The sequence below is a fragment of the gamma proteobacterium symbiont of Scutellera amethystina genome, from assembly GCF_059730845.1.
This window is the reverse complement of the sequence record NZ_AP035936.1, coordinates 267265-291727: the sequence shown is the minus strand read 5'-3', so window position 1 is coordinate 291727 and position 24463 is coordinate 267265. Positions and strand designations below refer to the sequence as shown.

General features: G+C 59.6%; 24 protein-coding genes. 13 read left to right on the top strand and 11 right to left on the bottom strand.

Translation table 11 applies throughout. From position 1 onward, the window contains the following. Positions 1 to 66: 66 nt before the first annotated feature. Positions 67 to 318 (top strand): type II toxin-antitoxin system Phd/YefM family antitoxin, encoded by a 252-nt coding sequence (locus AC6I79_RS21405; protein ID WP_159377738.1) that lies wholly within the window; start codon positions 67 to 69, stop codon positions 316 to 318. After that, positions 315 to 602, top strand: a complete 288-nt coding sequence (locus AC6I79_RS21400) for a type II toxin-antitoxin system RelE family toxin (RefSeq protein ID WP_058770149.1) — start codon at positions 315 to 317, stop codon at positions 600 to 602. The genes AC6I79_RS21405 and AC6I79_RS21400 overlap by 4 nt, the downstream gene beginning before the upstream one ends. A 50-nt stretch (positions 603 to 652) precedes the next feature. On the opposite strand, the gene AC6I79_RS21395 is transcribed toward AC6I79_RS21400, so the two are convergent. From AC6I79_RS21395 to AC6I79_RS21365, 7 genes are read right to left on the bottom strand one after another with little or no spacing between them, the layout of a single operon-like run. Then, complete coding sequence (locus AC6I79_RS21395; RefSeq protein WP_159377739.1) at positions 653 to 1987, bottom strand: M20 family metallopeptidase; 1335 nt, start codon at positions 1985 to 1987, stop codon at positions 653 to 655. 3 nt (positions 1988 to 1990) lie between these two features. Then, entirely contained in the window at positions 1991 to 2935 is a 945-nt protein-coding gene (locus tag AC6I79_RS21390) for an ABC transporter permease (RefSeq protein WP_058775026.1), read from the bottom strand. Beyond that, complete coding sequence (locus AC6I79_RS21385) at positions 2932 to 3873, bottom strand: ABC transporter permease (RefSeq protein WP_058775027.1); 942 nt, start codon at positions 3871 to 3873, stop codon at positions 2932 to 2934. The genes AC6I79_RS21390 and AC6I79_RS21385 overlap by 4 nt, the downstream gene beginning before the upstream one ends. An 11-nt stretch (positions 3874 to 3884) precedes the next feature. Further along, on the bottom strand, positions 3885 to 4856 hold the full coding sequence (locus tag AC6I79_RS21380) for an autoinducer 2 ABC transporter substrate-binding protein (RefSeq protein WP_058758760.1): 972 nt from the start codon (positions 4854 to 4856) through the stop codon (positions 3885 to 3887). Positions 4857 to 4880: 24 nt separating this feature from the next. Beyond that, positions 4881 to 5648, bottom strand: coding sequence for an ATP-binding cassette domain-containing protein (locus tag AC6I79_RS21375; RefSeq protein WP_159377740.1), 768 nt, complete (start codon positions 5646 to 5648; stop codon positions 4881 to 4883). Then, positions 5641 to 6297 (bottom strand): TenA family protein, encoded by a 657-nt coding sequence (locus AC6I79_RS21370; RefSeq protein WP_159377741.1) that lies wholly within the window; start codon positions 6295 to 6297, stop codon positions 5641 to 5643. The genes AC6I79_RS21375 and AC6I79_RS21370 overlap by 8 nt, the downstream gene beginning before the upstream one ends. Continuing rightward, positions 6297 to 7142, bottom strand: a complete 846-nt coding sequence (locus tag AC6I79_RS21365; RefSeq protein ID WP_058758763.1) for a BtpA/SgcQ family protein — start codon at positions 7140 to 7142, stop codon at positions 6297 to 6299. The genes AC6I79_RS21370 and AC6I79_RS21365 overlap by 1 nt, the downstream gene beginning before the upstream one ends. Before the next feature lie 27 nt (positions 7143 to 7169). Between AC6I79_RS21365 and AC6I79_RS21360 the strand changes: the two genes are divergently transcribed. Beyond that, a complete protein-coding gene (locus tag AC6I79_RS21360; protein ID WP_159377742.1) occupies positions 7170 to 8033 on the top strand; it encodes a PfkB family carbohydrate kinase in 864 nt (287 codons plus the stop codon). Positions 8034 to 8068: 35 nt separating this feature from the next. Here the strand turns inward: AC6I79_RS21360 and AC6I79_RS21355 are convergent, their stop codons facing one another. Further along, complete coding sequence (locus AC6I79_RS21355; RefSeq protein WP_498027880.1) at positions 8069 to 9019, bottom strand: ABC transporter substrate-binding protein; 951 nt, start codon at positions 9017 to 9019, stop codon at positions 8069 to 8071. Positions 9020 to 9359: 340 nt separating this feature from the next. Here AC6I79_RS21355 and AC6I79_RS21350 point away from each other — a divergent pair, with 340 nt between their 5' ends. From AC6I79_RS21350 to psrA, 7 genes are all read left to right on the top strand, one after another. Next, positions 9360 to 10397, top strand: coding sequence for a LacI family DNA-binding transcriptional regulator (locus tag AC6I79_RS21350; RefSeq protein ID WP_031280100.1), 1038 nt, complete (start codon positions 9360 to 9362; stop codon positions 10395 to 10397). Positions 10398 to 10757: 360 nt separating this feature from the next. Then, positions 10758 to 11504, top strand: a complete 747-nt coding sequence (locus AC6I79_RS21345; RefSeq protein WP_498027893.1) for an ATP-binding cassette domain-containing protein — start codon at positions 10758 to 10760, stop codon at positions 11502 to 11504. An 18-nt stretch (positions 11505 to 11522) separates the two neighbouring features. Continuing rightward, positions 11523 to 12524, top strand: coding sequence for an ABC transporter permease (locus AC6I79_RS21340; RefSeq protein WP_164861075.1), 1002 nt, complete (start codon positions 11523 to 11525; stop codon positions 12522 to 12524). Between the two features lie 3 nt (positions 12525 to 12527). Continuing rightward, positions 12528 to 13607, top strand: a complete 1080-nt coding sequence (locus tag AC6I79_RS21335; RefSeq protein WP_498027879.1) for a phosphotriesterase family protein — start codon at positions 12528 to 12530, stop codon at positions 13605 to 13607. 14 nt (positions 13608 to 13621) lie between these two features. Further along, complete coding sequence (locus AC6I79_RS21330; RefSeq protein WP_498027878.1) at positions 13622 to 14377, top strand: glutamine amidotransferase; 756 nt, start codon at positions 13622 to 13624, stop codon at positions 14375 to 14377. Continuing rightward, positions 14377 to 15492 carry a M20 family metallopeptidase gene (locus tag AC6I79_RS21325; protein WP_498027877.1) on the top strand — a complete coding sequence of 372 codons (1116 nt, stop codon included), beginning with the start codon at positions 14377 to 14379 and terminating at the stop codon, positions 15490 to 15492. The genes AC6I79_RS21330 and AC6I79_RS21325 overlap by 1 nt, the downstream gene beginning before the upstream one ends. 135 nt (positions 15493 to 15627) lie before the next feature. Then, the gene (gene psrA / locus AC6I79_RS21320; protein WP_059012271.1) at positions 15628 to 16527 is read left to right on the top strand and encodes an L-proline-binding transcription factor PsrA; all 900 of its coding nucleotides are present in this window, start codon (positions 15628 to 15630) and stop codon (positions 16525 to 16527) included. Here psrA and AC6I79_RS21315 read toward each other — a convergent pair. After that, complete coding sequence (locus tag AC6I79_RS21315; RefSeq protein ID WP_498027876.1) at positions 16524 to 17819, bottom strand: MFS transporter; 1296 nt, start codon at positions 17817 to 17819, stop codon at positions 16524 to 16526. The genes psrA and AC6I79_RS21315 overlap by 4 nt on opposite strands. A 348-nt stretch (positions 17820 to 18167) precedes the next feature. On the opposite strand from AC6I79_RS21315, the gene AC6I79_RS21310 reads away from it, so the two are divergent. From AC6I79_RS21310 to arsC, 3 genes are all read left to right on the top strand, one after another. Further along, positions 18168 to 18521 carry a metalloregulator ArsR/SmtB family transcription factor gene (locus tag AC6I79_RS21310; protein WP_498027875.1) on the top strand — a complete coding sequence of 118 codons (354 nt, stop codon included), beginning with the start codon at positions 18168 to 18170 and terminating at the stop codon, positions 18519 to 18521. 69 nt (positions 18522 to 18590) lie between these two features. After that, positions 18591 to 19874, top strand: a complete 1284-nt coding sequence (locus AC6I79_RS21305; protein WP_498027874.1) for an arsenic transporter — start codon at positions 18591 to 18593, stop codon at positions 19872 to 19874. Between the two features lie 17 nt (positions 19875 to 19891). Next, positions 19892 to 20320, top strand: coding sequence for an arsenate reductase (glutaredoxin) (gene arsC, locus AC6I79_RS21300; protein ID WP_136547786.1), 429 nt, complete (start codon positions 19892 to 19894; stop codon positions 20318 to 20320). Here arsC and AC6I79_RS21295 read toward each other — a convergent pair. Then, the gene (locus AC6I79_RS21295; RefSeq protein ID WP_498027873.1) at positions 20317 to 20742 is read right to left on the bottom strand and encodes a thiol-disulfide oxidoreductase DCC family protein; all 426 of its coding nucleotides are present in this window, start codon (positions 20740 to 20742) and stop codon (positions 20317 to 20319) included. The two genes, arsC and AC6I79_RS21295, sit on opposite strands and share 4 nt — an antisense overlap. Positions 20743 to 20815: 73 nt before the next feature. Continuing rightward, positions 20816 to 24262: an autotransporter outer membrane beta-barrel domain-containing protein gene (locus AC6I79_RS21290; RefSeq protein WP_136547788.1), complete on the bottom strand. Its 3447-nt coding sequence runs from the start codon at positions 24260 to 24262 to the stop codon at positions 20816 to 20818. Positions 24263 to 24463: the final 201 nt, after the last annotated feature.

Sequence of the window (24463 nt, the reverse complement as noted above, 5' to 3'; positions counted from 1 at the left end):
TCAGGACTGGTTAACAGGTCATCAAACTGATAATATTGAGACCTGTTAACTAGTCTGGAGAGACGTATGCCAAACATCATTCTCAGCGATATGAGCGCCAGCGTCAGTGAATTGAAAAAGAATCCTATGGCGACCGTCAATGCGGGAGAAGGCTTGCCGGTGGCGATTCTCAATCGTAATCAGCCCGCCTTTTATTGTGTTCCCGCACAACTTTACGAGCAAATGCTGGAAGCGCTGGACGATCAGGAACTGGTTAAAATGGTAACTGAACGCCACCAGCAGCCGCTGATTGACGTGGATTTGGACAGCTTTCTGTGACATGGACAGTGAAGTTCAGGGAAGAAGCCCTGAAGGAGTGGCATAAACTGGATAAAGCCATTCAGCAGCAGTTTGCCAAAAAGCTCAAAAAATGTTGTGAAAATCCTCATATCCCCTCAGCCAAATTGCGTGGCATTAAAGACTGCTACAAAATTAAACTCAGGGCTTCCGGGTTTCGCCTGGTTTATCAGGTAATTGATGACCAGTTGATTATCGCCGTGGTCGCGGTGGGTAAACGCGAGCGCAGCGACGTTTATCATCTTGCCAGTGACAGAATGCGCTAACTCGTGACGCCGGCCCTCTGCGGCCAGCGTCACTGCGGTAGTTAATGCTCTCAGCGCCCCGCTTCCTGAGCGACTCCGCACCAGTGCACCAGCGTTAGCGCAATGGCTTTGGTACAGGCCACCAGATCGGCAATCGGCACATGTTCGTTAGGCTGATGCGACAGCGCCGGATCGCCGGGACCAAAGTTGACCGTCGGCGTCTGGCCTAACGTGCTGGGCAGGCCGATGTCGCTGTGGGCACCAAAGCCGGCCAGCTGCGGGCTCAGTGCCGCGTCACTCACGCCCTGCTGAAAAGCGCTGACAAAAGGATGATCGGCCGGGATCTCGGCGCAGTCGGCGTCCAGTATCCACTCCACGCGCGCCGGATGCTTTGCCAGATAGGGATCCAGCGCGCATACCTTCGCCACGTGCGCCTCAATCTCCTGTTTTACCTTACCGCCCAGCCCCATCTCATCCTTTTCTGCCGGCAGATACTGCACGTCTATGACGATCTCGGCGCGGCCGGCAATCGACGCCGGATGCTCGCCCACTTTTAGCTGCGTCACGATAATCTGGTTGGGCAGATCCATGAGTGGATGGTTTTTGTCGGGCTGCGTCTGCCAGCGGCGGTTCAGCACATCGAGCCCGTCCAGCATCTGGCGACACAACATCACGGCATCAACCGGACCGCTGCTGTCCCAGCTGTTCGGCGTTAATTCCGCATGGCCGCCGATGCCATCGAGGATGATGCGCGCCCACAAAATGCCGTGGCAAATCGGCGCGATGCGGTTGGCAGTGGGCTCCGTCATGATACCGGCATCGGCTTTGAAGCCGCGATCCACCATTGCCAGCGAGCCCATGCCGCCGATCTCTTCATCCACTACCGTGGTGAACACCACGTCGCCGGCCAGCTGCACGTTGAGATCCTGCAGCAGCTCCACCGCCATCAGCATGCAGGCCACGCCACCTTTCATATCGACCGCGCCGCGACCATACACCGCCTCGTTGCGGATCTCCGGCACAAATGGATCACTGTGCCAGTGCTCAGCCGGACCCGGTGGTACCACGTCAATATGGCCGGTAAGCATCAGCGACCTGCCGCCACCGGATCCGCTCAGGGTGCCGCCCAGATTCGGCCGGCCTTCGAAGGTGCGGCCTTTATTAGCCCCCGGGCGGCCCTGATACTTCTGGTACAGCGCCGGGCCATCCGGATCCCACAGATCGGTGTCCATGCCCAGCGCCATCAGCCGCTGCTGCAGATAGCGCTGGCAGTCGCGCTCGCCTGGTCCGGCCTCGCGCGGATCGACCTTTACCACCGAGGGAAACGCCAGCAGGTCGCATAATGTCTGCGCGATACGCTGCGCGCTGGCATCGACGTGTGCGCTAATTTTTTCAGTCAGACTCATGTGTTATCTCCGATAGATAAAAAGTCGTTGTGCCATTAACACCATGATTAACAGCATGCCCACCACGCCCAGTTGCCACACGCTGTTCAGCCCCAGCTGCAACATGCAGGTTTTGAGGGTGACCAGCATCAGCGCGGCGGCGAGAACGCCAGCTACGCTGCCGCGCCCGCCAAAGATCGCCACGCCACCCAGCAGCGCGGCGGTCAGCGACTCCAGCTCAAGATTCACGCCGATTTCCGGACGGGCGCTGCCGAGCCAGCACAGGGAAATAAAGCCGGCGCAGCCCGCCAGCGCACCGCTCAGGCAGTAAACCAGCAGCCGCAGGCGATCGACCGGAATGCCCACCAGCCGCGTGGCGTGCTCGTTGAAGCCGCAGGCGTAGATCCATTTGCCCCACGCGCTGTTGCTGAGGATCAGCCACGCCAGCAGAAACGCCGGGATGACACAGGTTAAGAAAGGCAACGGAACGGACAGCATGGCCGCCCGGCCCCACTGCGTCAGCAGCGGCGGCACGCCGGCCAGCGCCGCGCCACCGGTTAATGCCAGCGCCAGGCCGGAGAACAGATAAAAACTGCCCAGCGTAACGATCAGCGGCCAGAGGCGTAAGCGCGCCACCAGCAGGCCGTTCAGCGCGCCGGCCAGGCTGCCGCTTAGCAGGCAAATCAGCGGCAGCCAGCCCGGCGCAATACCCTGATCGAGCGCCAGCATGCCGATGACCGCCGAGAGCGAAACGTTACCGCCAACCGACAAATCAATGCCGCCGCCGCCAGTCATCACCACCAGCGACTGCCCGAGCGCCACCAGCGACAGCAGCGTGGCAAACTGCAGGATGGAGGTCAGCGACCATGCCGCCAGCATCTGCGGCAGCACAATCGCGATGGCGCCCAGCAGCAACAGCCACAGCGCCAGCAGCAGCGTCAGGTCGGGGGCTTTGCGCCACAATTTCATGCCAGCCTCCTTAGCGATAACAGCCGCCCACTGGCTGCTTCACTGCTCAGCACCAGCAACAGCACCGCCCCGGTGACCACGGTTTGCCACAGCGAGGGCACGCCAATCAGCAGCAGGCCATTTTGCAGAATGCGCAACAGCAGCACGCCGAGCAGCGTGCCGAGCAGACTGCAGGAGCCGCCGGTAATGCGCGTGCCGCCCAGCACCACCGCGGCAATCGCCTCCAGTGCCAGCGTGCCGCCGACGGTCATCTCCACGTTACGATAGGTGGCGATGTAGCAGGTGGCGGCCAGGCCGCACAGCACGCCGCTGAGGGCAAAGGTCGCGACACGCACCTGGGTTACCGGAATGCCCGCCAGCCGCGCTTTTTCTTCGGAGTTACCGGCGGCCAGCAGCCATAACCCGTACGGCGTATGGCGCAGCGCCAGCCACACCAGCGCCCAGGCCGCGATAATCAGCCAGGCCATCAGCGGCAGCCCCAGCAGCGGCTGCATCAGCGCATGCGTCAGATCGCCTGGCAGACCGGAAAGCCACTGCCCGCCCAGCAGCACAAACAGCGCCGTGCGCCAGACGCCGAACAACCCCAGCGTGCCAACAATTGCCGGAATGCGGCCAATCACCACCACCAGCGCGGTGATCAGCCCTGCCAGCAGGCCAATAAGCGGTCCGGCCAGCGCCGCCAGCAGCGGGGATTGCAGCATCAGCAGTTGTCCGACGCCCCACGCGGCCACGCCCATCACCACGCCCACCGAGACGTCCACGCCGCCCATGGCGATCACCAGCGTCATACCCAGCGCGATCAACAGCAGTTCGCTGCTGTTGCGCAGAATGGTCAGCAGGTTGTCAGCGGTGGCAAACCACGGCGAAAACCACGTAAAGCAGGCGCCAGCCAGCACGGCGATCGCCAGCAGGACGATTTCCCGCGAAGTCATATGCATCACAGGCCTCGTCAGAATTTGAACTGGTCGACGTTATCTTTGGTGAACACCGCCGGCTTGCCGAGCAGCAGCACACCGGTTTTGCTGTCAAAGGTCACCGGTTGAGCAAAGCCGGGAACGTGGTTTTCGGCGGCAAAGGCTTTACCGTCGATCAGCTGTTTGCCCGCCCACACCGTCAGATAGCCAAGCTTTTCCGGGTCCCACAGCACGGTGTAGCCAAACGCCCCGCTTTTCAGGTAGGCGCGCGCGGTGTTCGGGCTGCAGAAACCGCTGCCAATTACCTTGCCGTTTTTGCCAGCGGTTTCGATGGCCTGCGCCACGCCCGGACAGGTCGTGGACGCCATGGCAATCACCCCTTTCAGATCGGGGTTAGCGGACATCAAATCGGTGGTGATTTGCGCCGCGCGGCTGGCGGAGCCGCCGGCATACTGGGGTTTGAGCAGCGTAATGTGCGGGTATTTGCTTTTCACCCGCTGCTGCATAAAGCCAATCCAGCTGTTGAGGTTTGACGCGGTGGCTTCGCCGGAGACGATGCCAATTTTGCCGCGCTCGCCGACGCGTTTGACCATCTCATCGATCACCGTATCGCCCAGGCCCTCATCGGTAGCCTGCGCCACATAGACCGGCCGCCCGCTGTCGGGTGCATCGCTGTCGCTGGTGAACAGATGCACATTACTCGCCTGCGCCTGCGCCATCACCGGCGCAATACTGGAGGCATCCAGCACGCTGATGCCAATCGCATTGACCTTCTGCGCAATCAGGTTCTGCACGATCTGCAGCTGATCCATCGGGTTGGTATCTACCGGACCGCTGTAGACAAACTCCACGCCGAGATCGTGCGCGGCGCGCTTGCCGCCCGCCTCCATCGCCTGAAAATAGGGAATACCGATGATTTGCGGCACGAAGGCCACCTTTTGTGCCGCGAAGGCGTAGCCCGATACCAGCAACGACAGCGAACAAACAGCAGTAGCAATGCGATGCATGATGATTTCCCCTGGTGTGAGTGCTTAGGTGTTTTCGAAAATGCGCGCATCAGGATGCGCACCGGTAATGAGTGCAACAATTTCGTCTGGCGTGGTGTCAGCGTGACGGCGCTCGGCGATTTTGCGGCCGCGACGAAACACCACCATGCGATCGGCCACGGCAAACACATCGCTGATGTTGTGGCTGATCAGCACCACGGCGCAGCCGCGTTCCGCCAGGCGGCGCGTCAGCTGCAGGACTTTCTGCGTCTCCGCGACCGCCAGCGCGGCGGTGGGTTCATCCATGATCACCAGCTGCGCGTTGAGATTGAGTGCGCGGCAGATCGCCACCGCCTGGCGCTGACCACCGGACAGACTGCCAACCGCCGCTTCGGCATCGGAAATGTGCGCATCGAGTTCGGTCAGCAGTCGATCCACCGTTTCGCGCATCGCGCGGCGGCGCAGAAAAGGGATGCCGAGCACGCGGCGCTTCAGCTCGCGGCCAAGAAACACGTTCTCGGCAATCGACAGATTCTCTGCCAGCGCCAGCTCCTGATAGATGGTGGCAATACCGTGCTCGGAGGCCTGGCGCGGCGAGGTGAATTTCACCGCCCTGCCGTCTACCCACAGCTCGCCGTCGCTGGCGCTGTACGCGCCGGATAACACTTTGGTAAAGGTCGATTTGCCCGCGCCGTTGTCACCCAGCAGCGCCAGCACTTCACCGCGATGGATCGACAGATTGACTTGGCTTAGCGCCGTTAACGCGCCGAAGCGTTTGCCAATGTTGCGCGCTTCGATGAAACAGCTAGTCATGGGCGCTCTCCGGGTAAGCTGCGCTGTGGAAATCGATCTCCCACTGCAGCACGCGGGCGTAAAGCTGCGACAGCTGCGCCTGTTGCGCCGCGCTGAGCGTCAGTGCGCACTGGTCCAGCTCGGTTTTCAGCCACTGCGCCTGCTGATGGAACTCGTCTTCGGCATGCATCTCTACCCAGCGGCGCACGTCAGCGTCCTGCTGCGATTGCGCGCTGACGCGCAGGCACCAGTGGTAATACATCCACTCGGCACCGAACATCAGGGTGATGATTTCCGCGTAGCTGCCCTGCTGCGCGACTTTCAGCATGCCATCGCGGAATGCGCTGACGCCGGGCAGATCGTCCGGATAATCCGCTGGCTGAATGCCGCGCCGCGCCAGCACCGCCTCAAACCAGGCGATTTGCGTATCCACCAGCGCATTGAGCACGCCAATCAGCCAGCGCTGCTGACGAATGCCGGGTGCCTTGCTCACCGCCAGCGCAAAAATAGCGATGGCGGTGGCGACGAAGTTGCCCTCAAACACCAGATAGCGATTAAACACGCTGTCCGGCAGCCGATCGTGCTCAATGTCGACGACAAAGCGGTGCTGCTGCATCGCCTGCCACAGCGCCTGATGCTGCGTCAGCAGCCGATCGCTGAAGCTTTCCATCACGCCTCCTCCAGCGCAGCCTGCGCCACCGCCATAAAGTGCTTCACGCGCGCCAGTTCCACCGGGTTCCACCACACGCCATCAACTTTCAGCGTGCTGGCGACAATCACCCCCTGCGTGCGGCCAAGGATCTGACAGACGTTGTCCGGCGTCACGCCTGAGCCCACCAGCAGCGGCAAGGCAGTTGCGGCGCGGATTTCGTCGATCTCACTCAGCGTGGCGCTGTCGCCGGTGCGCTGGCCGGTGGCGATCACCGCATCGGCTTCGAAGAAGTCGACGTCACGCGTCAGCTCCTGAATCGAGCGGTCGGCGACAATCGCGTGGCTGCCGTGTTTAACATGGCTATCGGCAAATACGCGGATATGATCGGCCCGCAGCTGATTGCGATAGCGCAGCGCTTTAGCGGCTGCCCCTTCGATAAAACCTTCATTGGCGATATAGGCATTGGCCCACTGGTTAACGCGCACAAAATCCGCCCCGCCGGCTAATGCCGTGGCAATTGCCGGGATTGCCGCATTGGCCAGCACGTTAATTCCCAGCGGTGCAGCAAAACGCTCGCGGATTTTATCGGTGATCACCGCCATAAATGCCGCCGTTTCCGGACCAATATCGTCGGGCTTGGCAAAGGGAATATCGCCATGATTCTCAACAATTAAACCGTGCACGCCGCCAGCCAGATAATTATCCGCATCGCGCAGGGCGCAATCGATAATTTCACTCACCGGTTTACCGCGATATTTCGGCGAGCCGGGAAAGGCATCACAGTGAATAACACCAATCACCGCTTTACTGCGTGAAAAAATATCTTGTATCGCGTTACTTTTTTCTGCTGATATAGAAGCCATCTCTTTCACCTTATTAACGAGAAAACTATGCGTGTCTATGTTGCAGGCAATATTGTGGTGGATGAAACCTGGTCCATCGATCAACTCCCTGAAAAAGGCGCATCAATTCATGGCAGCAAAATTGCGCAGGATATCGGTGGCAAAGGCGCCAATCAGGCAATCGTACTTTCGCGTTGCGGCATCGATACGCGCTTAATTAGCGCCACTGGCGATGATATTAACGGCCAGTGGATCCGCGAACGCATCCGGCACGAAAGATTAACCTTACTGCCGCCTCAGTTTTTGTCTGCTCACAGTGACACCTCAATTATTTTTAATAGCAGCGACGGCGATAATGCCATTATTACTACCACCGCCGCGGCCGACGCGCTGGCAGCCGATATTATCCTGGCTTACTTAGCCGATGCCGCTGCCGGCGATATTCTGCTGCAGCAGGGCAATTTTTCTGTGGATAAAACCCGCCGGTTATTTAACTGGGCAAAAGCGCACGGCTTAACCACGGTATTTAATCCTTCACCGGTCAATCCGGACTTCGCCGATCTCTGGCCGCTGATTGACATCGCGGTGGTCAATCAACCGGAAGCCGATCTGCTGCAACCCACCGGCGTTAACACGCTGGTGATTACCCAGGGTGCCGCCGGTGCGCTGCTGATGCGCGGCAATCAGCGCGTGTTCTGCCCGGCGAACACTGCCGCGGCCGTCGATACCACCGGCGCCGGTGACACTTTCCTCGCCGTGCTGCTGGCGTCTGCCCTGCTGCGCGGCGTCGCGCCCGACCTGCTGGCGCTGCAGCATGCCAGCGCGGCGGCGGCGATCACCGTCAGTCGCACTGGCACGCTGAACGCGTTTCCCGATGCTGATGAATTACAACGTATTCTGGCGCAGCGCTAAGCCTGGGCGCAGACGTTCGCGTCTGCGCCTGGCGGTTACTTAAACAGCGAACGGTAGCTGTCGACGTTGGCTTTGGTCACCACCGTGGCCGGAACCAGAATGGTTTTGCTCACGGTTTTACCGGCCGTCAGGCTATTCAGCGCTTTCAGTGCTTCTTCACCCATTTTCTTCGGATCCTGCTGCAGCACGGCGGTAACGTAGCCACCGTCAATGCCGCTGATGGCTTTTGCCGTCAGATCCCAGCCGAATACCTTGATGTCCTTCTGCCGCCCCTGGTTTTCTACTGCGGCAATGGCACCCAGCAGCGCCGGCTCGCCGGTGGCATAGATCGCGGTGAGATCCGGGTTGCCGGTAATCAGGTTTTCGGCAGCGGTCATGGCGTTGTCCTGAATATTCTGGCCATCGACCACATCGGCGACCGTTATCTGGCTGTTGCTTTTAATCGTCTCTTCAAAACCTTTCTGACGCTGGTTTTGGATGGCCGAATTGAGCGCGCCGACAATTCCCAGTCGCGCTTTGCCGCCCATCTCTTTCGCAACATACTCGACAAAGTATTTACCGAGGATTTTTCCGCCTTCGAGATTATCTACGCCCACCTGCGCCGCCTGCGGACCGGCAGGCAATACGGCATCAATCGCAATCACCGGAATATTCGCCGCTGCGGCTTCTTTTATCGCTGGCATAATACCGTTGACATCGATTGCATCCACCAGAATGCCTTTCACTCCCTGCTGAATATAGTTTTCAATCGCATCGTTTTGCGCCACAGGATTATCGTTGGCGTTATAAATCACCAGCTGTTTACCGCTGGCTTTAGCCGCTTCCTGCGCGCCCTGATTCATCAGGTTAAAAAACAGCGCCTGCTGATTAATCTGGACTAACGCATAAGTGGGTGCGGCTTTCGCCTGAATAAATAACGAACCTGCGGCGAGTAAACCACTCGCAATGAACAGTGAACGCAGTTTTCCGCTGAAAGATGACATCATTGAGTTCCTCGTCGGGAATAATAATAACCAGCGCTTCTCAGCGACGTACCGCTGAGCGTTTTTTTTGGCAGGTAAATATCAGTTCAATGATTCTGAGCACGGCGATAATGCCGTGTTTTGATGCCGCCGGCGTCGTCTTTTTCGGCATCCCATCCACTGGGAGTGCGGGGTGAAAAAAACAATGTCGGGTTGGGAAGTTAATCCCGGTACTGCGGTAAACGCTTTATACAATTCGCCCGACGAATTTTTTTGTCAAGTGTTTATTTCTCCAGCGACGCAATCGGGAAAGCGCTGTATTAGTCGCGCTTAACTGTGTTACAGATAAGCCACCCCGGCAAACATGGCGAAATGGATGAGTACAAAACGCGTGTTGTTATCTGACGTGGCAAAGCTAGCTGGCCTGTCAAAAGCCACGGTGTCACGCTATCTGAATCACAGTATTGTGCTGCCGCAGGACACCGTTGACCGCATTGAAAGCGCGATCCGCACGCTGGACTATCGCGGTAATTCTCTTGCGCGGCGTTTAAGCAAAGGCGGCAGCGAAACTCTGGGCCTGGTGCTGCCGGATATCACTAACCCGTTTTTTGCCGAACTGGCGGATGCCGCCGAAGAAGCGGCGTCGGCACACGGTTACAGTCTGGTGCTGTGCATCACGCGCAACAATCCGGACAAAGAGGCGCAGTTTATCCGCTGGCTGGATACGCGCCAGGTAGATGGCCTGCTGTTCACCACCAACCGGCCGGACAACGGCCTGCTGCGCGACGAGATCCAGCGCCAGCGCCATGTGGTACTGCTGGATGAAGACATTCCCGGCAGTAACGTGCCGAAGGTCTTTGCAGATAACGTGCAGGGTGGCCGCATGGCCACCGAGCAGCTGATCGCCGCCGGGCACACGCAAATTGCGTTTATCGGCGGCCCGGAGCAGCTGATGAGCGTGCGCGAACGCTATCTTGGCTTTTGCACCGCGATGCAGCAGGCCGGTTTAACCGTACCGCCGCAATGGGTGATGTATGGCAACTACGAGCGCGAATTTGGTCAGCAGGCGTTGCAGCACCTGTTCCGCTGCACGCCGCGCCCTACCGCCGTATTCGCCGCCAGTGACTATCTGGTGCTGGGACTGCTCGACGGTTTGCGCGCCATTGGCCTGCAGGCACCGGCGGCGCTGTCGCTGGTCGGCTTCGATGACGCCAACTACAGCGATCTGACCCAGCCGCGTATCTCCACCATCCGCCAGCCAGCGCGCCAGCTGGGCCACACGGCGGTAAGCATTATGCTGCGCCTGCTCAACAACGACAGCAGCATCCCGATGGAGACACGTTTACCGGTGGAATGGATCGGTCGCGATTCGGTGGGATTTGTTAGCGATGTCCCAAAATGAGGCAAAACTGCACAATCATGGCGCAAAAAGTGAGCGATTTTTTCCGTTAGCGGTATAGTGAGTAAACCGGTTTACTTGCTGATTACATAACATACGATGTATTACAACAAGTTAGCCGCGAGTGCAGTGCCTGTTATTCAGGCTGGCATGGATGCTGCAATGTCATACCTGGCGAGTAAATATCATTGTAGCGTTTACCCTGTTGCTGTGAATTAAGGGTTTATCTGACAGGTAAACCGGTTTACTAGATTGTAAATCGTGTCAGATAGCCTCTTTTTCCCGACCGGCTAAACATTTCCCACAGGCGTTGATGGGAGTGATCCAATGCAGCAATTACCAGCTCTTCCGGCCCGGGTGGAGATGATTAACATCACCAAAACCTACGGCTCAATTCGTTCTCTGCGCGGCGTCAATCTGCAGCTAGCCCCCGGTGAAGTGCTCGGTCTGGTGGGCGACAACGGCGCCGGCAAATCGACGCTGACCAAAGTGCTGTCCGGCGCGGTGATCCCTACCAGCGGCGCGATCCGCATTGATGGCGAACAGCAGTACTTCAGCAATCCGGCGGATTCGCGCCGTTGCCATATCGAAATGGTTTATCAGGATCTGTCGCTGTGCGACACGGTCGATGTGGCCGGTAACCTGTTCATGGGCCGCGAACCGACCAGACGCATCCTCGGCGTGCCGTTTCTCGATCAGGCCACAATGCATGCGCAGGCGCGTGAGATGCTGAAAGGCCTCGGCATCTCAATTCCCGATACCCGTCTGCTGGTGCGTAATCTCTCCGGCGGGCAACGTCAGGCGATTGCTATCGCCCGTGCCGCTGCGTTCGATCCTAAAGTGCTGATTATGGATGAACCCACTGCCGCGCTGGCGGTAGCGGAAGTCGAGGCGGTGCTGGAACTGATTCGCCGCGTGTCGGCGCGCGGCGTCAGCGTGATCCTCATCACCCATCGGCTGCAGGATCTGTTCCTGGTGTGCGATCGCATCATGGTGATGTACGAGGGCACTAACGTGGCCGATCGCCGCGTGGCGGACACCAGCCTGAGCGATATCGTCAACCTGATAGTGGGTGAGAAATTTACCGCGCAGTCCGCGGCAGCACACTGAGGTAACAGGATGAGCATCATGAATTTAGGCAGTTCACGCATGATCCAGCACTCTCTGCCGCGCCGTTTGTTGCATAACCATTCGGGTGTGGTGAGCATCGCGCTGTTTTTTGTCTTTTGCTGCGTGGTGTTTTCATTGATCACCAGCAACTTTCTTACCAGTACCAACTGGCTGAATATCATCCGGCAAAGCGCGCCGCTGCTGATCGTCGCCACCGCGATGACGCTGGTGATTACTACCGGCGGCATCGATTTGTCGGTCGGCTCGACGCTGGCGCTGGTGGGTGCGCTGTCGGCCATTGCGCTCAATAACTGGGGCTTGCCGTGGCCGGTGGTGCTGATTGGCGGGCTGCTGCTCGGTGCGCTGGTGGGCGCCATCAACGGCTTCTTTATCGCCTGGGAAGGGATACCGGCATTTATCGTTACGCTGGCCACGCTGGCGGTGGTGCGCGGCATTGCGCTGCTGGTGACGCAGGGCTATTCGATCCCGGTGCCGGCTGACAGCCTGTTCACCTTTATGGGTCGCGCCTGGGTGCTGGGGATTCCCATGCCGGCGCTGATCGGCATCGTGGTGTTGCTGGCCGGTCACATTGTGCTTAATCACCTGCGCTTTGGCCGCTACGTCACCGCCATCGGTGCCAACGCGGAAGGTGCACGCCGCAGCGGTATCAATACCAAAGCGGTGACCATGAAAGTGTACATTCTCAGCGGCATGGCGGCGGCGCTGGCTGGCATGATCATCACCGCGCGCCTCGGCAGCGGCTCCTCTAACCAGGGCGAAGGTTTTGAACTGCAGGTGATTGCGGCGGTGGTGCTGGGCAGCACCAGCCTGTTTGGCGGCTTTGGAACCGTGATCGGTACGCTGCTCGGCGCGCTGTCGATTGCCATCATCCAGAACGGCCTGATTTTGTCGCATATCTCGCCGTTTTATACCCAGATCGCCACCGGCACCATCATTCTGCTCGCCATCTGGCTCAACACCCGCATTCTCAACCCGAGCCGCGCGCCCGCCAAAGGATAGCCCATGAAAGGATCAATTTTTCGCCATGCGGATCCGTTGCCGCTCGGCGTCAGCAGCGGTCAGGTAATGACGGTACTCGGTCCGCTGCCGGTGGCGGAGATGGGCGTCACGCTGATGCACGAGCACATTTTACTGGATGCCTCCGGTAAATGGGTGCCGCCCTGCTGCTGTAGCGACCGCCACATTGCTGAAATGCCGGTGCGCATCGAGAATCTCGGCGAGCTGTCGCTTAACCCGCTGATGAGTCGCGACAACTGCCAGCTGTTTGACGTCGATACCGCGATTGACGAGCTGATGAAATACCGCGCGCTGGGCGGCGAAACGGTGATCGATCCGACCAATATCGGCATCGGCCGCGATGGTAAAGCACTGCAGCGCATCGCTCGTCTTACCGGCCTGAATATTGTGATGGGCACCGGCCTGTATCTGGAACCGTCGCATCCGGAGTGGGTAAAAACCATCAGCGTGGAACAGCTGACCGACAAGCTGATTTACGACCTCGGCGGACTGCCGGAGAAGCCGGAGGTCCTGGCCGGGCTGATCGGTGAAATCGGCATATCCAGCCGCTTCACGCCCGATGAAGAAAAATCGCTGCGTGCCGCCGGGCGCGCCAGCGCGGCCACCGGCGTACCGATTCAGGTGCATCTGCCGGGCTGGGAGCGGCTCGGCCATAAGGTGCTGGATATTCTGGCGCAGGAAGGCGCCGATCTGCGCCACACCGTGCTGTGTCACATGAACCCCAGCTTTGCCGACAAAACCTACCAGCGCGAGCTGGCGGATCGCGGCGTGTTCCTCGAATACGACATGATCGGCATGAGCTACTACTACGCCGATGAATCGGCGCAGTCGCCGTCCGATGAGGAAAACGCGCGCGCCATTTGCGAGCTGATCGACGACGGTTATTTGCAGCAGATTTTGCTGTCCCAGGACGTATTCCTGAAGACCATGCTGACGCGCTACGGCGGTCACGGCTATGGCTACATCCTCAAACATTTTGTGCCGCGCCTGAAACGTCATGGCGTCAGCGGCGAACAACTCGAAACCCTGATGATCACTAATCCGCAGCGGGTGTTTGGCGGATAAACGGAGAAGTTGGCATGCAAAAGAACGTCTTGCTGGTCGGTGAATCCTGGACCAGTACCGCAACGCACGTAAAAGGCTTTGATCAGTTTGCTACCGCCACCTGGCACAGCGGTGCGGCGGATTTTCTTGCCGCGCTGCAGGAGAGCGCCTATGCCGTCACGCATATGCCGGCCCACGCCGCCGCCACTGATTTTCCGCAGACGCTGGAGGATTTGCAGCGCTGGGACGTGATTATTCTGTCCGATATCGGTGCCAATACCCTGCTGCTGCATCCGGACACCTGGCTGAAAAGCCGGCGCACGCCCAATCGCCTGACGCTGATACACGACTATGTTGCCGCGGGTGGCGCATTAATGATGGTGGGCGGCTATTACAGTTTTCAGGGGATTAACGGCGGCGCACGCTATCGCAATACGCTGGTGGAGAAAGTGCTGCCGGTGCGCTGTCTGGCCTGGGATGACCGTATCGAAACGCCGGAAGGCAGTTACGCTGAGGTGACAACGTCACATAAAGTGGTTGCCGGTCTTCCCGGCGACTGGCCGTGGCTGCTCGGTTACAACGAAGTGGAGATGCAGCCGGAAGGCACACTGCTAGCCACCGTGGCGGGCACCGGTCATCCGCTGCTGGCGGTGCGCGAATATCAGCAAGGCCGCTCGCTGGTGTGGACCAGTGACATGTCAGCCCACTGGCTGCCGGAAGAGTTCAGCCGCTGGTCGGGCTATCGCCAGCTGTGGATCAACTGTCTCGACTGGCTGACGGAGCGTGACTGATGGCACCGCGCTCACTGCCTCTGGCGCAGCAGCTGCTGAGCTTTGACACCATCAATCCGCCGGGCAATGAGCTGGCCTGTGTGCAATTCCTCGCCGCGTGGCTACAAGAGCAGGGCTTCGTTGTCGAACTGACGGGGTTTGGCGAGCAGCGCGCCAACCTGATCGCCCGCCTGCCGGGCCAGATGCCGGGCAAACCGCTGGCCTTTACCGGCCATCTGGACACCGTGCCGCTGGGTAATCAGCCGTGGCAGTTTGATCCCTTTGGTCACGATATTGATGGCGACCGGCTGTACGGGCGCGGCGCCAGCGATATGAAAGCGGCGGTAGCGGCGTTTGTGCTGGCCTGCGTGCAGCACAAAGCTGCGATTATGGCCGGGCGCGGCGTGGTGCTGCTGCTGACCGGCGGTGAAGAGACCGGCTGTCACGGTGCCCAGGCGCTGATCGCGGCCGGGCAGTTGCCCGAGGTCGGCGCACTGATCGTGGGCGAGCCGACTGCTAACCAGCCGGTGATCGGCCACAAAGGCGCGCTGTGGCTGCGCTGCGAAACGCGTGGCAAAACCGCGCACGGTGCCATGCCGGAGCTGGGCATCAACGCCATCTACCTGGCGGGTGATGCGCTGGGTAAGATTCGGCACTTTTCACCGGGCGCGCCGCATCCGCTGATGAAACAGCCGACGCTGAACGTCGGGCGCATTGAGGGCGGTCTTAACATTAATTCGGTGCCGGACCGCGCCGCGTTTGATGTGGATATCCGTAGCGCGCCCAACCTGCAACACGCGGTGATTCGCCAGCAGCTGGCGACCTTTCTCGGTGACAGTGTGCACATCAGCACGCTGGTCGATCTGCCGGCGGTGCTGAGCCCGGAGCGGCACCAGTGGATTCAGTCGGTGTACCGTGCCTGCGAAGCCGTGACGCAGCAACCTGCGGAAGCGCGCATCGTGCCCTATTTTACCGATGCCTCGCTGCTGCTGCCGGCGCTCGGCGATCCGCCCTGCATTATTCTCGGTCCCGGTGATCCGACGCAGGCGCACCAGACTGATGAATACTGTCTGGTGAGCCGTCTGAGCGAGGCAGAGCAGATTTACGGGCAGCTCATCGCTGACTGGATGCGCTGAGTGCCGGCTAAAAACGGATTTTTTCCCGCTGCGCCGCCGGAAACGCGCAGCAGCCTGTTACACTCGTCGGCTATAACAACTTTTTAACGTTAGCGGCGCATTGTGCTGGCGTTATTACGCAGGATAGTCGCGGTTATGCCCGTCAATTTTGACCTCAACGATCTCTACGCCTTCCGCGCGCTGGTGGAGTACGGCAACTTTCGTCTGGCGGCGGAGTCGATCTGCCTGTCGCAGTCAGCGCTCAGCCGCAGAATTGAGAAGCTGGAAGCGGCGCTCGGCACCCGGCTGTTTGACCGCACCACGCGGCGCGTCACGCTAACGCTGTATGGCCAGAACTTTGCTCAGCGCTCGGAGCAGTTGCTGGATAATGTCGAATCGATGCTGGCCGACGTCGAGCGCGCCAGCCAGGATCGCACCGGCCTGATCACCGTCGCTACCGTGCCTTCGGGCGCTTACTATTTTATGCCGGAGGTGATCCGCCGCTTTCAGGCGCGTTACCCGCGCGTGCGCATCAAGCTGATAGACAGCAGCGTCGGCAACGTGATGGATGCAGTCAGCAGCGGACAGGCCGATTTCGGTATCTGCTTTGCGCGCAATCTTCCGTCGGAGCTCACCTTCACGCCGCTGGTGGAAGATGTTTACGTCGCCGCCTGTCGCCACGATCATCCGCTGGCGACGCGCCAGCAGCTCAGCTGGCAGGAGTATTTTGCGCAGGATTATGTGGCGCTGGATAAGGTGTCAGGTAACCGCAATCTGCTGGACAACGCGCTGGCGCACATTACGCCCGCCCGGCAAAGCATCTGCGAAACGCGCCATGTCACGACGCTGCTGGGGATGGTAGAAGCGGGCATCGGCATTGCTGCCGTGCCCGCGATGTCGATGCCGGCGAACGGGCATCCGCTGCTGCGCCAGCTGGCGCTGACCGATCCGCAGGTCACCCGTTCGGTGGGATTAATTCGCCGCAGCGGACGTATGCAATCTTACGTCGCTGCGGAACTGGAAAAGCTGATTATCGAACAGTCTCATCACGCTTAACGCGCGGTTTGCAACGTCAGCGCGCGGCGGCAATACAGGTACAGCGTCGCCAGCAGCGCACAAATCGCCGCAAAGCTCATCCAGTAACCCGGTGACGCTTTGTCGCCGGTGTATTCGATCAGCGCGGTAGACACCACCGGCGTGAAGCCGCCAAACAGCGCCGTTGCCAGGCTGTAGGCCAGCGAGAAACCGGCGACGCGCACTTCTGCCGGCATCACTTCGGTCAGCGCCGGGATCATCGCACCGTTATACAGGCCGTAAATAAACGACAGCCACAGCAGCACGCTCAGCATCATGCTGAAGGTCGGCGTCTGCGCCAGCAGCGTCAGTGCCGGATAGGCGGTCGCCAGCGCCAGCAGCGTCATCGCCAGCAGCACCGGTTTACGCCCAAAGCGGTCCGACAGCGCACCGCCAATTGGCAGCCAGATAAAGTTGGAGATCGCCACCAGCAGCGTCACCAGCAGGCTGTCCGAGGCGCTCAGCATCAGCACTTTTTTGCCGAAAGTAGGCGCATAGACGGTAATGAGGTAGAACGCGGTGGTGGTCATCGCCACCATCAGCATCCCGGCAATCACCACTGGCCAGTTCTGCAACAGCGTGCTAAATACCTGACGCATATCCAGATGATGACGGCGCGCGCTGAACTCCTGCGTCTCCTCCAGACGGCGGCGCAGAATAAAGATAAACGGCACGATCAGGCAGCCAAACAGGAACGGAATACGCCAGCCCCAGGCGCTTATGGCGCTCTGCTCCAGCGCAGCATTGAGCGCGAAGCCCATTGCGGCCGCGACCATGATGGCAACCTGCTGACTGCCGGATTGCCAGCTGGTGTAGAAACCTTTGCGCCCTGGCGTGGCAATCTCTGCCAGATAAACCGACACGCCACCCAGTTCAGCCCCGGCCGAGAAGCCCTGCAACAGACGACCAATCAGCACCAGCAGCGGCGCCCACAGGCCAATCGACTGGTACGACGGGATCAGCACAATCAGGAAGGTGCCCGCCGCCATGATCGACAGCGTGACGATCAGCCCTTTGCGCCGGCCAACCTTATCGATATAAGCGCCCAGCACAATCGCGCCAATCGGCCGCATCAGGAAGCCGGCACCGAACACCGCAAAGGTCATCATCAGCGACGCGAATTCGCTGCTGGCGGGGAAAAAGGTGTGCGCGATATAGGTGGCATAGAAACCGAACAGAAAGAAATCAAACTGTTCGAGGAAGTTGCCGGAGGTGACGCGGAAAATAGCGCCAACCCGGGCTCGGGTGGTCATCGGTAAGGCAGAGGAATGCATAAGTATCTCCAGTTTGTCCCTGGCGCTGTTATCAATCGCGCCTGCTTCGGAAGACTGGATCAGAACGTTAAGGTTAATAAGCGCAATAAACGCATGGCGTGATGCGTGCGGCGCATTAATCGCTGCCGGCAACGGGCCACCCTCAATATTAACAATGAGTTAACAAAGCCAGCCGCGTTTTTACTCCGCTCAGACCTGCGGGCACTACAATACAGATTTGTGACCAGCTTCAAGCCGCCCACCGTGAGCCTGGCGCATCACAGAATTAACACATCTCTTTTTTCGCATATGTAGTTGACTTCATCACGTCGCCGCACGACACTATCGGCTTTCCATTCAGGAGGGATTATGTCGCCGCTAACGCCACTGCAGCTGTTTAAAAACCTTTCCGACGAGACGCGTCTGACGCTGGTGCTGTTGCTGAAAGAACGTCAGGAGCTGTGCGTGTGCGAGCTGTCTGCCATCCTGCAACTGCCGCAGCCGAAGATTTCCCGCCATCTGGCGCTGTTACGCAACAGCGGTTTGCTGAGCGATCGCCGTGACGGCAAGTGGATCCACTATCGCCTATCGCCGCATATGCCGGTGTGGGCAGCGACGGTGATCGAACAGGCATGGCAATGTCAGCGCGATGCGACCCATGCCCTGCTGCTGCCGGTGCAGCGCGACCAGCTGACCACCGATGGCCGGGCGGTGTGTCTGTAAAAAATTTTATCCATACATATTCGATTTTCCATATATGAAACGAACACAACCTGACTTTCCGGAGGAAACATGCTGCTGTCAGGGACTATTTTCGCCATTACTTTATTGCTGGTGATCTGGCAACCGCGCGGGCTGGGCATTGGCTGGAGCGCCAGCGCCGGCGCGCTTCTGGCGCTGCTGACGGGCGTGGTGCATCCCGGCGATATCCCGGCGGTGTGGCAGATTGTCTGGAACGCCACCGCCACCTTTATTGCGGTGATCATCATTAGCCTGCTGCTTGATGAGGCCGGCTTTTTTGCCTGGGCGGCGCTGCACGTGGCGCGCTGGGGCGGTGGCAGCGGTAAAAAATTGTTCTCCTTTATTATCCTGCTGGGTGCCGCAGTCGCCGCGCTGTTTGCCAATGACGGCGCCGCGCTGATTCTGACGCCTATCGTGATCGCGATGCTGCTGGCGCTGGGTTTCAGCCGGGGGGCCACGCTGGCGTTTGTCATGGCGGCCGGGTTCATCGCCGATACCGCCAGCCTGCCGCTGGTGGTGTCCAATCTGGTTAACATCGTCTCGGCCGACTATTTCCGGCTCGGCTTTGGCGATTACGCCGCCGTGATGGTGCCGGTCACGCTCGCGGCAGTACTGGCGACATTGCTGATGCTGCATCTGTTTTTCCGCAAAGAGCTACCGCTCAGCTACGATTGCGCCCGGCTGACGTCGCCCGCGGCGGCAATTCGGGATCGAGCTACTTTCCGCGCGGGATGGCTGGTGCTGCTCTTATTGCTGGCTGGCTTTTTTGCCCTTGAGCCGCTGGGCGTACCGGTAAGTGCCGTGGCCGCCGCAGGTGCACTGATGCTGTGGCTGGTGGCGCGGCGGGGTCAGGTGATTGATACGCGTAAGGTGCTGCGCAGCGCGCCGTGGCAGATTGTGGTGTTTTCGCTCGGCATGTATCTGGTGGTGTATGGTTTGCGCAACGCCGGGCTAACCGTCTGGCTTACCGGCTTGCTGAATAGTTTTTCTGCGACCGGCCTGTGGGGCGCAACGTTTGCCACGGGCTTCTTCAGCGCCCTGCTCTCCTCCATCATGAACAATATGCCGACGGTGCTGGTGGGCGCCCTGGCGATTGATGCCAGCTCGGCGCACGGCGTGGTGCGCGAGGCGATGATTTACGCCAACATTATCGGCTGCGATCTGGGCCCGAAAATCACGCCGATTGGCAGTCTGGCAACGCTGCTGTGGCTGCACGTGCTGGCGCAAAAAGAGATTCGCATCAGCTGGGGCTACTATTTTCGCGTCGGCATCACCCTGACGTTACCGGTGCTGGCCGTGACGCTGGCAGCGCTGGCGCTGCGCCTTTCCCTTTGACCGTTAAGAGACTGACAATGACTAACATTACGATCTATCACAACCCGGACTGCGGCACCTCGCGCAATACGCTGGCACTGATTCGCAACAGCGGCGTCGAGCCCACCATTGTGCTTTATCTGGTTACGCCGCCCACGCGTGAAACGTTGCAGCAATTGATCGACGCCATGGGGATTGGCCTGCGCGCGCTGGTGCGCCAAAACACCGACGCCTGGCAGGCGCTGGGGCCCGCACGTGAAGCGCTGAGCGATGAGCAACTGCTGGATGCCATGCTGGCGCAGCCGATTCTCATCAACCGCCCGATTGTGGTGACGCCACTGGGAACGCGTCTGTGCCGTCCTTCTGAGCAGGTGCTGGATATCCTGCCCGATGCGCAGCGCGGTCCGTTTACTAAAGAGGATGGTGAGGTGGTGATTGATGCGCAGGGCCGGCGCGTCAGTCTTTAGTCGGTCAGAAATCGTCCGGGATAATCTGCTTCAATCGCGTGCACCTGGTCATAACGGCCAAACAGGCGATAGCGATTGCGGGCAATCAGGTTGTAGATCAGATTAGTGAGCCCGTCCGGCAGATAACGCAGAACGCCGCAGGCGCGCCACGGCCAGGGCAGCGAGTGCATAATGCGACAGATAGCCTGCGCGCGCAGCCAGTGCTGCCCATCGCGCAGTAACACGATGGTGCGGATGTTATCGTGCGGTAATCCGGCGCGCTGCAGCAGCTGTTTGCCGCGCTGGCTCTGGATCGCTGCAAAGTGATAATCGCGCGGCAGGCGGTGGCGCAGCAGAAAAATCACCCAGGCATTGCACAGCTTGCATTGTCCATCATAAAGGATGATCGGCTGGCCGGACTCGGGTTGCACGGATGATGACACCTGACCTCCGCATTGCAGATACAAAAAAACCGGTGAGGCGACACGCCCCACCGGTTCTATTATATGTCACTTATCAGAAGCTGACTTTCACGCCCGCCACCGCGCTGGTGTCGCTGTAGCTGTGATTGCCCAGCTGCTGCGCCACGCCGCCCCACAGATTGACGTTCGCGTTCAGCCGCGCGTCCACGCCCAGCTTCACCTCGGCGGCGTTACGCGTGCCCGCCTGCTGGATGTTCACGCCGTTCAGCGCGGTGCCGAACGCCCTGCTGTTGTGCAGCCAGTTGGCCTCGGCGTACGGCTCGATGGCGCTCTGCGCCTGCGGGTCCAGCAGCGTGCGCAGCGAGGCGCGCACGCCGAGGCGGCTCTGCAGGTTGTCCTGGCCGGTGGCCTGCACGCGGCTGCCGTTCTGCTCTTTCACGTCGTCCGCCTTCACGCCCTGCCAGTTCAGCTGCGCCTGCGGACGCAGCCACAGGCTGGTGCTGTCGCTCAGCGTTGCCACTTCGGCGCGGTAGCCGCCGGCCAGCGACGCGCTGATGCCTTTGGATTTATACGACTGCTGGCCGATGTCATCGCCCTTCACGCTGTTGTTGAACCAGCCGTAGCTCAGCGCGCTGTCGACGAACGCGCCGCTCTGCTCTGCCGCATTCTGCTGCCAGCTACCGTACACGCCCAGGCTGTAGCCGTTAACCTGGCCACGTGACTGGTAGCCGCTCACCGCCGAGCGCGACTTGCTCTGCGCGTTGCCGTAGCCGGCCATCGCGCCGAGGCGCAGGCTGTCGCTGCCGCTCAGCGTGCCGCTCGCCACGTCGCCGCCCAGCTGAATGGCGTAGCGGTTGGTGTCTGACTTCAGCTGGCCGCTGCTGTCTGTCACCCGGCTGTGGCCGGCGCTGTTGTGCAGCCACAGGCGCGTGCTCTGCTGCTGGCCGCTGGCGTCGGTGTAGAAGGTTTCCGCCGGACGGTCGTCCATGCTGGTGGTAAACAGCGTGTTGGCCGCCGCCAGGTTGGCGCTGTAGCTCGCCGCTTCCGGACGCACGATCATGTTGTGCTGATTTACCGGCGGCTCGACGATCTGGCCGCCCTCACCTTCGCCCGGCGTCACCACCGGATCGGGTTCGCTGCTGTTTTTATCGCTCACCAGATACCAGCCGTGCTGATCCGCGCCCTTCACCAGGCTGTAATCATAGGCACCGGCGACAATACGCCCTTTCTGACGGAACTCGCCGTTGTTAGCGCCATCCACCTGAATGATGTTCAGGCCCTGAAGGGTCTGCGCACCGCTGCCACCGGCGTTGTTGACCACCACGTCGGTGCTGCCGCTGCTGTCGCCGAGGATGTGCAGCTTATCGCTGGCGGAGTGGTCGTCGCCCAGCGCCGCGTTCATCACCAGCGTGCTGTTGTCGCCGCTGTAGTTGCCGTTGACCGTCAGGGTGCTGAAGCCGGCGCCGTCGTGGGTGAAGTTCAGCGTACTGTTGCTGGCGTTGAGCGTATCGACGCTGCTGTTGCCGGTGATGTTCCACTGGCTGTTGTCGCTGAGCGTCAGCGTATTCAGGCCGGAAGACGCACCGGTCCACGCCGAGCTGCCGCTCAGGTTGATCTGGCTGTCGGTGGTCTGGCTGCGGTCAATGTCTACGTTGCCTTCAAACAGCGAGTGGTTGCTGCCGTTCAGCACCACCGAGCCGGCGGTCGAACCTTCTGCTGTGTTATAGCCGGTTTTCAGCAACGTGCTGCCGCTCAGCAGCGAGTTGTCGGCGTCGATTTTCATGCTGGTGCCGGTCAGCACGTTAACGGCGGTGCCGCCGGTGGCGGTGATAGCGGTATTCGCCAGTTTAATATCCGCCAGCGTGGCCTGCGTCGGGGAGAGAATACCTGTAGCATTCTCGCCGGAAACCCTGATATTTGAATTAGTTAATGACAAGGCATTGGTTAAATCAAAAATATAATTATTCTGCAAGCTGATAGCGGCGTTATACCTTTCGGCATCGATACCGCTTTTATTAATAGTGATGTTATTTCCCGTGAATGTGCTGCCATCCTGTACAAGGATGCCATAGCCACCGCCGCGAGCCACTACGGAAACATCGCTCGCATTGGTCGTGGCAGAAAATGCGGTAAGCAGCGCTGATTTACTAGCATCAGTAACAATCTCAACATTCCTGAGATTAGCAATGCTGCCGTACGTGACATAAGCTACATATCCGGCTTCATGCCCCATCTCAATGCGGCTGTCTGTCAGGTTCAGTTCTGTACCGTCTGCGGACGCAGAGATACCTGAGCCGCTGCCAGTGACTGTAATATTAGTGTTAGCGGCAGTAAGCGTTGATTTCCCATCAGCTTTAAGACCATTGGCTCCGCCACCACTGGCAGCTATGGTCGTGTTATCGATATTTAACTGCGAACCCTCACCGCTTACATAGACAGCATCAGCATTTTGGCCGGAGGTCGTGATTTCTGCTCCTGAAACATCAAGATGTGCGCCGCTCGCGGTATATACACCATAAGCATGGTCGCCATTGGTGCTAACCTGCACATTGCTGGCGTTTAAAGCTGAAGCGCTGCCGGCATACAGACCAATCGCGCTGGCTCCGGCGGTTGTGAACGTACTGTTCTCCAGGTTCACTTTAGTACCGGTATTGTTAGCGGTCACGCCATTCGACTGGTCACCGCTGGTTCTCACCCGTACGCCGCTGGCACTGAGCTTGCTGCCGGAACCCGCGGCCAGGCCGTAGGCTTTCATCCCGGTCGTGGTCACGTTGCCGCCCGTCATCGTCAGTTCACTACCTTTGTCAGCGACCATCACAGCATAAGACTGGTCGCCGCTGGTGTTCACCTGCACATCGCTGGCATTGAGTAGGCCGCCAGATCCCGCCACCAGACCGTAGGCCCTGGTACCGTCGGTAGTAACGCTGCCGCCGGTTAAATCGATCAGCGAACCCGCCGCGCGCGAATAAGCACCATACGCGCCGTCGCCGTGAGTGACATAGTCGGTGTCAGTGCTGTTGATGATACCTGCTGAAGAGGCATACGCGGCGTGGGCGGTCTGGCCGGAAGTTTCCACCTTTGTGCCGTTGGTCTTCACAGCGCCGGTCAGGCTGGCCACGACGCCGTAGCCGCCGGTACCGGTAGTGGTCACGTTGCCGCGCGTCATCTCCGCAGAGGCAGCGCCGACGGTGGAAAACACACCGTAGCCGCTGGTGCCGGCATTCAGCACCGTCACGTCGGTGGCGCTTGCCTTGCCGCCATTCTGCACCAGTAGTCCATAAGCTTTGTCACCGGTCGCCTGCAGCGTCTGATTATTCAGTTCAACCGGCTGCGCCGGATCGCTGATGGTGGCACCGTTGGCCGCCAGCGCCGCCGGTGAACCGGCCAGCAGCAGCGCCGAGCCCAGCGCGCCGCCGATCAGTGCTGATTTATTCGCCGCTTTACCGGAGCAGGATGATTTGACTTTGCCGCGCGCCAGTTCCGAGGTGACGACATAACATTGCAGGGCATAATTCCAGATAACGCGATAGCTCTTGTTCATATTCTTTTCCTGATTCAGGTTAAAGCAATCCCTTCCGGCAATAAGCGGAATAAGCGGTTATTAACGGGCAGGCGCGGAATACACAGCCATCACGCTATTTACGGTGATGCGCTGTCTTACCGGCCTTAATTAATCTCTGCCAGAGCGGCTGATGGGAAAATATTCGCAAAATCGCGGAAGGGTGAATATGAGAGCACCGGC